General features: G+C 69.3%; 13 protein-coding genes. 3 read left to right on the forward strand and 10 right to left on the reverse strand.

Features of this window, described 5'->3' with window-relative positions:
* Positions 1-49 precede the first annotated feature (49 nt).
* Positions 50-1,183 (forward strand): threonine synthase, encoded by a 1,134-nt coding sequence (locus tag ABZY12_RS00195; RefSeq protein WP_356885445.1) that lies wholly within the window; start codon positions 50-52, stop codon positions 1,181-1,183.
* On the opposite strand, the gene ABZY12_RS00200 is transcribed toward ABZY12_RS00195, so the two are convergent.
* Positions 1,168-1,650: a cupin domain-containing protein gene (locus tag ABZY12_RS00200; protein ID WP_356885447.1), complete on the reverse strand. Its 483-nt coding sequence runs from the start codon at positions 1,648-1,650 to the stop codon at positions 1,168-1,170. The two genes, ABZY12_RS00195 and ABZY12_RS00200, sit on opposite strands and share 16 nt — an antisense overlap.
* Before the next feature lie 128 nt (positions 1,651-1,778).
* Here ABZY12_RS00200 and ABZY12_RS00205 point away from each other — a divergent pair, with 128 nt between their 5' ends.
* The gene (locus ABZY12_RS00205; protein WP_356885449.1) at positions 1,779-2,204 is read left to right on the forward strand and encodes a nuclear transport factor 2 family protein; all 426 of its coding nucleotides are present in this window, start codon (positions 1,779-1,781) and stop codon (positions 2,202-2,204) included.
* A gap of 95 nt (positions 2,205-2,299) precedes the next feature.
* Here the strand turns inward: ABZY12_RS00205 and ABZY12_RS00210 are convergent, their stop codons facing one another.
* The 7 genes from ABZY12_RS00210 to ABZY12_RS00240 all read right to left on the reverse strand — a co-directional run bounded on the left by ABZY12_RS00210 (position 2,300) and on the right by ABZY12_RS00240 (position 9,691).
* Complete coding sequence (locus tag ABZY12_RS00210; RefSeq protein ID WP_356885451.1) at positions 2,300-3,166, reverse strand: TauD/TfdA family dioxygenase; 867 nt, start codon at positions 3,164-3,166, stop codon at positions 2,300-2,302.
* A 31-nt stretch (positions 3,167-3,197) separates the two neighbouring features.
* Positions 3,198-4,211 (reverse strand): pyridoxal-phosphate dependent enzyme, encoded by a 1,014-nt coding sequence (locus ABZY12_RS00215; RefSeq protein WP_356885453.1) that lies wholly within the window; start codon positions 4,209-4,211, stop codon positions 3,198-3,200.
* A complete protein-coding gene (locus tag ABZY12_RS00220; RefSeq protein WP_356885455.1) occupies positions 4,208-4,963 on the reverse strand; it encodes a GNAT family N-acetyltransferase in 756 nt (251 codons plus the stop codon). Before ABZY12_RS00220 ends, ABZY12_RS00215 begins: the two co-directional genes overlap by 4 nt.
* Positions 4,964-5,080: 117 nt before the next feature.
* Entirely contained in the window at positions 5,081-6,457 is a 1,377-nt protein-coding gene (gdhA, locus tag ABZY12_RS00225) for an NADP-specific glutamate dehydrogenase (RefSeq protein ID WP_356885457.1), read from the reverse strand.
* 58 nt (positions 6,458-6,515) lie between these two features.
* On the reverse strand, positions 6,516-7,358 hold the full coding sequence (locus ABZY12_RS00230) for an AfsR/SARP family transcriptional regulator (RefSeq protein WP_356885459.1): 843 nt from the start codon (positions 7,356-7,358) through the stop codon (positions 6,516-6,518).
* A 146-nt stretch (positions 7,359-7,504) separates the two neighbouring features.
* Complete coding sequence (locus ABZY12_RS00235; RefSeq protein ID WP_356885461.1) at positions 7,505-8,653, reverse strand: transposase; 1,149 nt, start codon at positions 8,651-8,653, stop codon at positions 7,505-7,507.
* A 402-nt stretch (positions 8,654-9,055) separates the two neighbouring features.
* The gene (locus ABZY12_RS00240) at positions 9,056-9,691 is read right to left on the reverse strand and encodes a ScbR family autoregulator-binding transcription factor (RefSeq protein ID WP_356885463.1); all 636 of its coding nucleotides are present in this window, start codon (positions 9,689-9,691) and stop codon (positions 9,056-9,058) included.
* A 127-nt stretch (positions 9,692-9,818) separates the two neighbouring features.
* Here ABZY12_RS00240 and ABZY12_RS00245 point away from each other — a divergent pair, with 127 nt between their 5' ends.
* Entirely contained in the window at positions 9,819-10,703 is an 885-nt protein-coding gene (locus tag ABZY12_RS00245; RefSeq protein ID WP_356885465.1) for a ScbA/BarX family gamma-butyrolactone biosynthesis protein, read from the forward strand.
* 48 nt (positions 10,704-10,751) lie between these two features.
* Here the strand turns inward: ABZY12_RS00245 and ABZY12_RS00250 are convergent, their stop codons facing one another.
* The gene (locus ABZY12_RS00250) at positions 10,752-11,516 is read right to left on the reverse strand and encodes a glucose 1-dehydrogenase (protein ID WP_356885467.1); all 765 of its coding nucleotides are present in this window, start codon (positions 11,514-11,516) and stop codon (positions 10,752-10,754) included.
* A 41-nt stretch (positions 11,517-11,557) separates the two neighbouring features.
* Entirely contained in the window at positions 11,558-12,070 is a 513-nt protein-coding gene (locus ABZY12_RS00255) for a hypothetical protein (RefSeq protein WP_356885469.1), read from the reverse strand.
* Between the last annotated feature and the right edge of the window lie 43 nt (positions 12,071-12,113).

Below are 12,113 nucleotides of genomic sequence, written 5' to 3' on the forward strand. Positions count from 1 at the left end.
TCCGGGCGCCCTGTCACAGACACGCCATACGCCTGTCATCCTGGCGCTCATGACGGCCTACGTGTGCTCCCGATGCCAGGTTCACGCCCCCGCGGACGCCCTCACCTGGTGTTGTCCCCGGTGCCGCGGTCCCTGGGATCTCGAGTTCACGAGCGGGCCGGTGTCACGCGCGTCCCTCACGTCACGCGTGAATTCCCTGTGGCGTTACGAGGAGGCGTTGCCACTGGCGACGCACGCGCCCGCCGTCACCCTCGGCGAGGGCCGCACACCACTCGTGCCGCTCACTGACACCGTTTCAGCCAAACTCGACTTCCTCATGCCGACACTGTCGTTCAAGGACCGGGGCGCGGCCATGCTCGCCGAACTCGCCCTCCGCCTCCGCCAGGGCGGCGGCCTGAGCCATGTGCTCGCGGACAGCAGCGGCAACGCGGGAACGGCGATCGCCGCGTACTGCGCGCGGGCGGGCCTCGACTGCGTCGTGTACGTACCGGAGGGCACGTCCCCCAAGAAGCTGGAGCAGATCCGGGCGCACGGAGCCCGCCTGACGGTGGTGGCGGGCGACCGCGAGGCCACCGCGCGGGCGGCCCGCGCCGCCGCCGACGCACCGGGCGCCTTCTACGCCTCGCACGTCTACAACCCGCACTTCCTGCACGGCACCAAGACGTATGTGTACGAGCTCTGGGAGGACCTCGGCGGCCGGCTGCCGGACACGCTCGTCGTCCCGGTCGGCAACGGCACCCTCCTCCTGGGCGCCGCCCTCGCGGTCGACGAGCTGTACGGTCACGGGCTCGTCGACCGGCGCCCGGCGCTCGTCGCCGTACAGGCCGAGGCGGTCTCCCCGCTCGCGGCGGCCTTCCACGCGGGCGAGGAGGAGCTGTCCGCGCCGGCGGCCGCCCACCCCACGCTCGCCGAGGGGATCGCGATCCCGAACCCGCCCCGCGCCCGCCAGATCCTGCGGGCGGTCCGCGCGTCGGGCGGCACCTTCCTGACCGTGACGGACGATCAGATCCGTGTCGCCCAGCGGGACCTCGCGCGACGCGGCCTCTTCGTCGAGCCGACGGGCGTGGCCTGCTGGGCGGCCGTACGGGCGGCGCCGCAGCGGGGCCGATGCGTCGTACCCCTGTGCGGGGCGGGGGCGAAGACGGGCCTCGCGGCGGGCGTGACCCCTCAGTCCGTCCAGTAGGTGTCGTGCTTGACGAAGAACTCCGTCCGCTCCTCGTCCGACATCCGCGCGACCGTCCCGACCTTCTCGAAGTACTCCTCACGCGGCGCGCCCGGCGCGAAGAGGATCAGGAACGACGCGGGATCGTCGGACGCGTTGTGGAAGGCGTGCAGCCCGCCGGTCGGCACGTACAGGAAGTCCCCCTTCTTCGCGTCGACCCACCGGGCGCCGTCGTAGAGACGGACGGTCCCGTCGAGGATGAAGAAGCTCTCGGAGATCGTCTTGTGGAAGTGCGTACCGGGGCCGCCGGCCTTGGGCGTCATGTCGACGCGGTAGAGGCCGAACTCACCGCCGGTGGAGGCGGTGGTGGCCAGATAGTGGGTCTGCGTGCCGTTGCCGACGGTGAGCTCCGCGGGAGCGTCGGCGCGGCGGAAGGAGGCGCTGACCTCGCCCTTCTCACCGTGGTAGCGGGGCTCGGGATACGACATGGCTGCTCCGTTCGTCATCGCTGTGCCCTCAAGATCCCAGGATCCCCGAGCCGCCACGCCGCGGTCACGGCACACGAGTGGGAAAATGAGGGGGAGGCACCACCCGGATCCGTACCAGGAGGTGGATCATGGGAGAGGCACGCGCGGTCATGGACCGCCTCACCGAAGCGATCACCACCCCGGACCTCGACACGCTGGCCGACCTCTTCGCCGAGGACGCCGTGGCGATCACCCCGGACGCCGGCGAGCTGCGGGGCCGCGACGCCATCGTCGAGTACTGGCGCTCGATGACGGGCTCCATCCCGGAGGCCACGTACACACCTGTGCACTCGTACGAGATCGGCGACACCGCGATCGACGAGGGCATCTTCAGCGGCAAGAACACGGGCCCGACCCCGCTCCCCACGGGCGAGACCCTGCCGCCGACGGACAAGAACGTGACCCTACGCGGCATCGACCTGGCCACGGTCAAGGACGGGCGCATCGTGAGCCACCGGCTCTACTTCGACCAGATGGAACTGCTGGGCCAGCTCGGCCTGCTCCCGGAGGTCTGACCGCACTTTCCGTCGGCCGAGTGCCGGCTCCTCGCTCCCGCCGCCCCTGGCGTCCCGGGCGCCGTCAGGGGCGGCGAGGAGCGGCGGCGGACGGGTCAGAGCTTCAGGAAGGGCTTCTCGCCGGCGATGTTGATCCGGTGCATCAGACGCTCGTGGGGGAAGTAGTCGGCCGCCGCGAAGTGCTGGGTGCAGCGGTTGTCCCAGATGACGAGGTCTCCCGTGGTCCACCGGTGGCGGTAGATGATCTCGTTGGTCTCGATGTGCCGGTAGAGGAAGTCCAGCATGGCGCGGCTCTCCGCGTCGGTGAGGCCGTTGATGCGTGTGATGTACGGGGCCGAGACGTACAGGGCTTGCCGGCCGGTCTCGGGGTGGGTGCGGATCAGCGGGTGTTCCACAGGGTCCTGGTCGGCGAACTGCTCGTCGGCGTCGATGCCCTTCTTCTTGAGTGATTTCTGCAGGGTGGCGTAGTCGGCGCCGAACGCCTTGCGGACGTCGTGGACCGCTGTGAGCTGGAGCAGCATCTGCCGCATGGGGGCGGAGAGCGTCTCGAAAGCGAGGTACATGTTGCCGAAGAGGGTGTCGCCGCCGACCTTGGGCGTGATCTTGGCGTAGAGCGCGGTGCCGAGCGGGGGCTCGGCCCAGCCGCTGTTGTCGGTGTGCCAGCTGTTGAGGCCCGGGGGCTTCTGCTCGTTGTTGTGGAGCACCATGACCTCGGGGTGGCCTTCCACGGTCAGGGGCAGGAGGTGGCTGTGGGCCAGGAGCTCGCCGAACCGTCGAGTGAAACGTTTCTGCTGTTCGACGCTCAGATCCTGGCCGGGGAAGACGAGCACGCTGTGCTGGTGGAAGGCGTCGTGGACGGCTTCCCAGACCTCGTCGGTGAGCTCCTGGGACAGGTCGAGGCCGAGTACCCGCGCGCCGATGGCGGGGCTGACGGGCTCGATGGTGGGCAGGGACGTGTTCATGTCTCTCCTCGGGATGGTGGAGGGGCGCCGGTCAGGCGCCGACTGCGGAACGGGTGCCGGTCATGGTCTGCAGGAGCACGTCGGGGTCGATCACGGCGCCGCTGACGATGGCGCAGGGCCGCTTCCAGCCGTGGGCGGCCTCGTGCTTGAGCACGGCGGCATACGCCGCTGCTCCCGCCCCCTCGGAAATGATCTTGTCGGTGAAGGCCAGGGACGACAGAGCGGCCGCGACCTCCTGCGGGGTCACGGTGAAGGTGCCGGCGAGTCTGTCCTGGATGCGCTCGAACTGGGCGGGGATGACGAAGCCGGCTCCTATGCCGTCGACGAAGGACGGGGTGTAGGGGACGCCGACGGGACGGCCGGCGCGCAGCGACGCGGTCAGCGGGGCGCCGGTGCTGATCTCGACGGCGTAGACGGATGCCTGGCTGCCCGCCTCGCGCAGCAGCGAGGCGATGCTGTAGGCGAGGTTCCCTCCCCCGTAAGGGACGAGGACCGCGTCGACGGTGGGCAGGTCCTCCAGGACCTCGAGGCCGACCGTGGCCAGCCCCAGCGAGACGTAGGGGTCGGTTTCGGACGACAGGAAGAATCCGGGCAGCTGCGGGAAGTCGGAGGTGACCATCGTCCGCTGCCAGACGGGGTAGGGGACCTCGGTGATCCGCGCATCGGGGTTGTAGCGGATGATCTGAGACCGCTTGGCCGCGGTGATCGATTCCGGCACCACGACGGAGTAGGGGATGCCCAGTTCGGCGGTGACGTGCGCGAGCCCCTGAGCGAAGTTCCCCGAGCTGCAGGTCACCACGCCGTCACGCACGATGCGTTCCCACACCTCGGGCTGGAAGCCGCGGTACCCGAGGAGTGCGCTGAAGGCTCCCCTGACCTTGAACGAGTCGGTGATCTGGAGGTTCTCGCACTTGAGGTAGGTGTCCGCGGGCCCGGTCCGCTTGGAGCGCAGCAACGGGGTGCGCAGCAGGTGCGGCTGGATCAGGTCACGCATGTGCGAGACGGAACGGGTCGAGACGGTGTCGAGGACGGGCGTGATCGTCATGCGATTTCCGCGGTCTGGTAGATGAAGTCCTCGACCAGTCCGAGTTTCCGGGAGATCGCGATGCTCGCCCGCTTGTCCGCGTTGCAGCTGGTGACGGTCTTCAGACCGCGGGCGGCGCCCCACTGCGAGGCCGCTGCCATGACCGGGTGGGTCAGACCCAGGCCGCGGTAGGCGGGGTCGGTGTGGGTGCCGAGCTCGATCAGCCCGCCCCCGATGACACCGTGCGCGTCGGCGACGATCCGCCCCTGCCTGCGCAGTCCGAAGCCGACGGAGTGCTCGGCGTACTGGCCGGGCGTGCCGAAGATGTCGCGGGCCATCGGGGATTCGAGCCCCGCGAAGGTCTCGGCGTCGATCCGGACCAGTTCGAACCCGTCCGGAACCGCCACGGCCGGGGGCTCCCACTGCCCGTCCGGCCGGCTGAACTGCCGGCGCTGCCCTACGGCGAACCCCGCGCGCTCCGCCATGTCCCCGACACCCGGGACGGGCGGAAGGACGAGTTGAACCCCGCCACGCCCGGCGAGGAGACCGGACGCCTCGGTGAAGAACGACCGCGACAGCGCTCCCGCGGCGAAGCAGAAGGGCGATTCGGTGGCGATCAGACAGGCCGCCTGCTCACCGCGGTCGAACAGGGCCCAGACCCGGCCCGGGATCGCCTCGTCGAGAACCGCGTGTACGAACGCGAGGTTCGGATACGAAGCCGAGAACAGCCTTCTCGTGGCGGCATAGTCACTGGGCTTGCGTTCATCCAGCATCACACGCTCCGTCTTTCTGGCTCTCCAGCCATCGGGTACAAACATCGCCGAGGCGACACACGTCGGGGCCGGGGACGGAGCCCCGGCCCCCACGTTCCGGTCGGTCGGTCCCCGCCGTCAGATGAGGCCTTGCGCGGTCATCGCCTCCGCCACCCGCTCGAAGCCGGCGATGTTGGCACCGAGGACGTAGTCCCCGGGGGCTCCGTACTTCTCGGACGTCTCGTACGCGGTGTCGTGGATGCCGCGCATGATGGTCCGCAGCCGGTCCTCGACCTCGGCGAAGTCCCACGAGTCCCGGGCGGCGTTCTGCCGCATCTCCAGGGCGCTCGTGGCGACCCCGCCGGCGTTGGCGGCCTTGCCGGGGCCGAAAGCCACCCCGTTCTCACGCAGGATCTCGACGGCCTGCGGGGTGCAGGGCATGTTCGCGCCCTCGGAGACCGCCTTGACTCCGCCGCGCACGAGCGTCGCGGCGCTGTCGGCGCCCAGTTCGTTCTGGGTGGCCGAGGGGAGCGCCACATCCGCCGGGACGTCCCACACCTGCCCGCCGCTGACATAGCGGGCCGAACCGCCGCGGCGTACGGCGTACTCGCTGATGCGGGCTCGCTCGACTTCCTTGATCTCCTTGAGAAGCTCGACGTCGATGCCCTTCTCGTCCACCACGTACCCGGCGGAGTCCGATGCGGTCAGCACGTGGGCGCCGAGGGCCTGGGCCTTCTCGATGGAGTAGATGGCGACGTTGCCCGAGCCGGACACGACGACCTGCTGTCCTTCGAAGTCCTCGCCTCGCTTGGCGAGCATCTCGGCGGCGAACAGGACGTTGCCGTAACCGGTCGCCTCGGCACGGACGTTGGAGCCGCCCCACCCGAGCCCCTTGCCGGTGAGGACACCCGCCTCCCAGCGGTTGGTGATCCGTCGGTACTGGCCGAAGAGATATCCGATCTCCCGGCCGCCGACGCCGATGTCGCCCGCGGGCACATCGGTGTGCTCGCCGATGTGGCGGTACAGCTCGGTCATGAACGACTGGCAGAAGCGCATGACCTCGGCGTCGGAGCGGCCGCGGGGGTCGAAGTCGCTGCCGCCCTTGCCCCCGCCGATGCTCAACCCGGTGAGCGCGTTCTTGAAGATCTGCTCGAAGCCGAGGAACTTCACCACGCCCAGGTTGACGGAGGGGTGGAAGCGCAGACCGCCCTTGTAGGGGCCGAGCGCGCTGTTGAACTCCACCCGGAAGCCCCTGTTGACCCGGGTGACACCGGCGTCGTCCTGCCAGGGCACGCGGAACATGATCTGGCGCTCGGGTTCGACGATGCGCTCGAGCAGACCGGCGTCGAGCAGTTCGGGGCGCGCGGCGAGCAACGGTGCCAGGGAGTCGAGCACTTCGTTGAGGGCCTGGTGGAACTCGGGCTCGCCGGGGTTGCGGCGCAGCACTTCGGCCCTGAGGGAGTCGAGTGCGGTGGAGATGGCCGCGCTCGATGCTTCGGTGGGGTACTTCGGCATGGGGTCGTTCCGTTCCTGTCGGTCGGTGGCGCAGGGGCGGAGCCGGAGGGCGAATCCGTCAGCTGGCTACGGCGGTCGTCCACGGCGGGGTGATGGCGGACTCGGACACAGTGCCCTTACGGGGCCTCAGCCGCACCGCGTCGTGCTCGTCCACATGGAGGATCTCGGCCTGTAGCCGCTGCAGTTCCGCGGAAGGCTCCAGGCCCAGCTCGCGCCTGAGGATGTGGTACAGGTCCTGGTAGGCCTGCAGAGCCTCGCCGCGGCGGCCGGCGCGATGCAAAGCCGAGATGAGCTGGCCGTGGAACCACTCGTGCAGCGGGTGGTCGTTGACCAGCGTGCGCAGCTCCGGGAGGAACTCCCGGTAGCGACCCAGTCGGTTCTCGGTCTCCACACGCAACTCGAGGGCGCGGATTCTGAGCTCTTCGAGGTGGGCGATGCGCCCTGTGAGCACTCCTCCGACGGGCACGTTGCACAGCATGGGTCCGCGCCACAGGGCTTGCGCCCGCCTGAGATGGTGTGCCGCCCGTTCCGGGGATCCCTGGTCGAGTTCCCCTTGGGCGCGCCGCACGAATCGCTCGAAGAGATGCACGTCGACCTCGTCGTCGGCGATGTCCAGGCGGTAGCCGGGTGCTTGGGTCACCAGCAGCGTGCGCGCCGGGGCGTCGCCCTGTGCGTCCTCGAGCATCCTGCGCGCGTGGTAGACGTGCGTCTGCAGTGTCCCGATCGCGTTGCTCGGCGCGTCCTCGCCCCACAGTTCCCTGACGAGGGTGTCGCTGCCCACGGCCTCGCGTGGCTGCAGCGCCAGCACCGCGAGCATCTGGCAGACCTTGGGCGCCTTCGGAGCGTACGCCTGGCCGCCATCGGTCACGATCTCGAAGGGTCCGATGAGGTTGAACTGCACTACGCACGCTCCCGTTTCCGGCGCCCCCGCCCCCGTGACGGTGCTGTGTCGATCCCGACGTTAGGGAACTCGGGGCTCCAGGCCATCACGGCGGGAAGCGAGAGTGTCATATTACCGGATGGTAGGTAGGTTCTGTGGGGCCCGGCTCAGGGCGTGCGCGCCGGCAGGCTCGCGCCCCGCATGGCAGCGACATGATGGGCCACCGAAGCCAGCGTGACGTGGCGGTGCCAACCGGGGAACGAACGCCCCGCGAAGTCCTTCATGCCCACGCCCTCCGAGATGGCCGCGAAGTCACGGGCCACCACGGACGGCAGCCGGGTGAGCCGGAGCAGCCTGACCAGCGAGGGGCCGTCGGCGCTCGTCAGCCACAGCCGCGGAACCGCCTCCCCGCCGCGCCACTCCCCCACGAGCAACATCCCGTCGCCCCGGCCGCCGGACGGCACGACCACCGGTATCGCCGCCGCCATCATGGGCCCGTCACCCGGGTCGACCCGGTGCCTGAGGCGGGTCAGCTGAGCGGCGAGCTCCCCCGCCGTCCGCTCCCGATCGCCGAACTTCGGCAACTTGGTCCGGTCCAGCCTGAGTTGGTCGCCGGCTCCCACCTGTACGAGATACTCGAGGCCCGTGGCCGAGAGATGACGGGCCAGTGCCACGGCATCGATCCCTTCGACGTCCACCACGACGGGGCCGGCCTGCACATCGGTGGCGACGGCGACATGAGCCACCAACTCGCGTACACACGCCTCCAGGCTTCCGGCGGTGACGTCGGAAGGTATGCCGGCACGCTGCCGAAGCGGGTCCTCCAGCCATCGGCCGCTGAGGCGCAGTTGCCAGTCGACGGGCACGGCGGAGCGGCTCGAGGCGAGCCAGGCCCCCACCGCCTGCTGACCCTTCACGGCCAGGCCCAGATGCGGCAGGTACTGGTGGTCGACCCCGATCGAGTGCGGCCCGGCCTTGGGAATCACGGTGGGCCTGATGACCCAGGCCTCCGGGGCCAGGGTCCGCTGGACGTGGCGGGCCAGGGTCCGGCGTATGGGCATCCACTCCCACGGTGACGTACTGATGAAGTGATGCACGCTCTGCTGGGCCGCGACCCCCTCGAACTGGCTGGAGATGTTGCGCAGCGTCTTGCGCCCCGGCAGCGCCAGCAAGCCGCCGACATACCGCTCCGCCTTGAGGCGCTGACCGGCGCGCGACAGCGAGCCGAACAGGTGAGCACTGAGCTCGGGGTCCAGGAAGGGGCGCGAGGGATGGTCGGTCCCCGTGCCCTCCTGATGCCGAACGTTCCGGTTCATCGATCCCCCAGGATGCGACGGCGGGCGAGCCACTGGACTCACTGCGCGCCTGACGTTGCGGCCCACTCCCCAAAAAAGGCCGGTCATCCGGTTGCATCATACAGGGGCGACTCTCGGGCCGGGGTGGTCCCGGCCCGCCGATGGTCCCTCCCGACGCCCCCGCGAACGCGCGTTTGTGACGTTGCGTCACTGGATTACCGGAAGAATTAACTCTGATGACATCTCGAGCAGTTGAAGCGAAACCGGCCGGGGCGTATGTTACCGAGGAGCCGCACACGTGTTCACAGGCAAGCAGGATCGCCGAGACTCGTGGCGGCAGACCAGACGGGGGATCATCAGGTGATCAGACAGTACGTTGCCAAACGGTATGAACCGGACGCCGCCGCGTGTCCGGAGGCGGGGTCACGAGGCCAGTGGGGCGGCCTCGAGCAACCGCTGGGCGCGGTAAGGGGAGATGTCCAGTTTCGCCAGGACGCCGGCGCAGGCGATATTGGGAAGCAGTAGCGCGAACATGCTCGAGATCTCTTCGCACAGGTTGCGGTCCGGCAGTGTCTCCGTGACCAGCTGCACTCCGGTCCACGCGCCGACGAGCAGCCGGGACGTCTCGCTCGGATCGACGTGGGGCAGCAACTCGCCCCGCTCCTTCGCCTCGTCGAGCAGCCGGTTGCCCACATCGATCCAGTCGGGCCACCGGGTGCCGAACAGGCTGCGGGCCTTGGGGTCGACGGACAGCCGGATCGAAGCACTGAGCACCGGCTCCCGAGGCAGGCGGTAGGCGAGGAGCAGGGCGACGTCCACCCACTCCTGGAGCTTGAACGTCTGCGGGGCGAGGCCCTCCAGAGTCACCGCCTCGTCGAGCACGGCGCGCGCCAGTTGCTCTTTCGAGGTGAAGTGGAAGTACAGCCCGCCTCGGGTGAGTTGGATCCGCTCGATGAGGCCGCCGATGGTGGTCGCGTCGTAGCCGAGCTCGTTGAACATCGCGGCAGCGGTCTCGAGGATCATCCTGCGCGTTCGAACCGCTCGCTCCTGCCTAGCCAACTCGCGCCTCCATGACGATCCCTTTACCCGGCCGCACTCACTTATGCCTTCGGTCATACCGACCGGACAGCCGGTAGTTTACAGCGCATCCACTTCCGATGCGTCCACCACCAAGACAGGGGGGGCCTTGTCGGAGACATCCCTTGCACCGCGCCTTTCGCTCGGTGCCTACACACACCTCAGGCGTGACGAGTCGATACTCGTCGTCGGCTGGGAGCGCAGCGGGGCGCATTCCTTCACGCTGGACATCAGGTGGCCCGGCGTCCAGGGGGACCTGCCGTACGATCCGCGCGTCCTCGCCCAGACCATCCGGCAGAGCGGTCTGCTCATAGCCCATGCCGAGTACGACGTCCCGCTGAGCCACCAGACGGTGCTGAACATCCTGGACTTCACCGTCGCACCGGGATTTCGGGCTCCTCGCGACGGGACCTCGGACCTGCGCGTCGAGCTCGATGTATCGGAACCGAGGCGCGGCCCGAGGAATCCCAGCGCGTTGCGCGTGAGCCTCCACATTCTGCACGGTGACGTCACGGTGGCCCGGGTCGATTCCGAGTTCGGTTGGGTGTCCCCGCCGGTCTACCGGCGTCTGCGCGGTGAGTACGCCAGTGTCGACTGGGCCGGCTGGCCGGTTCCGGCCCCTGTCGCCCCTGAACTCGTCGGCCGAACCGACACCGTCGACGTACTCCTGTCGCCCGGTGAAGAGCCGAACCGCTGGCTGCTCCGGAACGACGTGGCCAACACCCTTCTCTTCGACCACCCGGTCGACCACGTGCCGGGGCTCGTCCTGCTGGAGGCGGCGCAACAGGCGGCACACGCGCTCGTCGCCCCGGCTCGTTTCACTCCCACCTGGGTTTCCACCCGCTATTCACGCTATGTCGAGTTCGACCAGCCCTGCTGGATCGAAGCCGAGACGCTTCCCACGCCCGACCCGAACGTGCTCTCCCTTCGAGTCCGAGGGGTCCAGCGCGGGGAGACCGCGTTCACGGTCGACTTCGAGGGCATGGCGAAGTGACCACCTTGTGCGTCCGGGCGAGGCGCACACCCGCCCGGACGCACAAGGTCATTGGTTCACGAAGCCCCCGTCCACCGGCACCACGGTGCCGGTCAGGAACGGGCAACGGTCGCTGAGCAGCCACGCCGCCGCGGCGGCGATCTCCTCGGGCTCGGCCGTACGCCCCTGGGGGGTGAGCGAGTTGACGAGGTCCTCGAGGCCGGGGTTGCGGCCGAACCAATCGGTGGTGATCTCGCTACGGGTGGTTCCTGGGGCCACCGCGTTCACACGGATGCCCTGCTTGGCGTACTCGTCGGCCGCGGCCCTGGTGAAACCGACGACGGCGTGCTTGGAAGCGATGTAGGGAGCGGCGGTGGGGATGGCCACCAGGCCGCCCACACTGCTGTTGTTGACGATCGAGCCGCCGCCGTTGCGCAGCATCGCCGCGATCTCGTGCCGCAGGCAGTTGAAGACGCCGCGGACGTTGGTGTCCATGATGCTGTCGTACACGTCGTCCGACATGAGGTGCAGCGGGGTACGGTCGCCGCCGATTCCCGCGTTGTTGAACGCCGCATCGAGGCGTCCGTACTCGCCCACCGCGAAGTCCACCGCCTTGGCCGCGTCCTGGGGGTCGGACACATCGCCGACCACGTACGCGGCTTCCGCTCCCTCCCCGCGCAGCTCCTCGACGAGCGCGGCCAGGCGGTCCTCCCTTCGCGCGGTCACCACCACCGTCGCGCCCTCACGGGCGAACACCTTCGCCGATGCCGCGCCTATACCGCTGCTCGCCCCCGTGACGAGAACGACTTTTCCCGCAAGCAGATCATTGGTCATGGCTGAAGTCTGTCAGGCCTTCCCGCGCGGTGGAGGGCAGCTCATGCCGGCTCGCCGCTCAGCGAGGACTCCCGCACCGACCTGCCGAGTACGCGGAGAAGTTCGGCCGGCCGGCGACGGGAGTCCTTGAACGTCCTCTGCTCAAGCACCACCAGCACGGCGCACTCCATCAGCAGAGCGGAGACGGCCGCTTCGTCTCGGAGCGGTGGTTCCGAGTCCGGATCGGACGGGATCCACGGCTGCGCCGGCGTGGCGAGCCCGAAGGCCTCGGCCAGCAGCCGCCGGGCACGGCGGACCGCCGCGGACCGGGCCGCGGCGTCATGCCGGTCTTCCCGGGCGAGGGCGGCCGGCAGGCAGGCTGTGAAACGCCGCAGCACCGCGGCCGCGTAGGGATCGGACAATTCGGCTGTGCCGGAGGGCTGTCCGGGCAGTGCGTAGGCCCCGGACGCGACCGACCTCGTCAGTCCTTCGTTCAACGCGTCCACGAAGCACCGCCCGATGGCGGCTATCCGGATCTCGCTGTTCTCCGGGTCGTTTCCTGTTCCGCCAGGCATTTCGCGTACACACCCGCGCATTCGTTGTGAGGTGGCCGTCGGT

The organism is Streptomyces sp. NPDC006551 (genome assembly GCF_040611675.1).
In the GTDB taxonomy this organism is placed as follows: Bacteria; Actinomycetota; Actinomycetes; order Streptomycetales; family Streptomycetaceae; genus Streptomyces.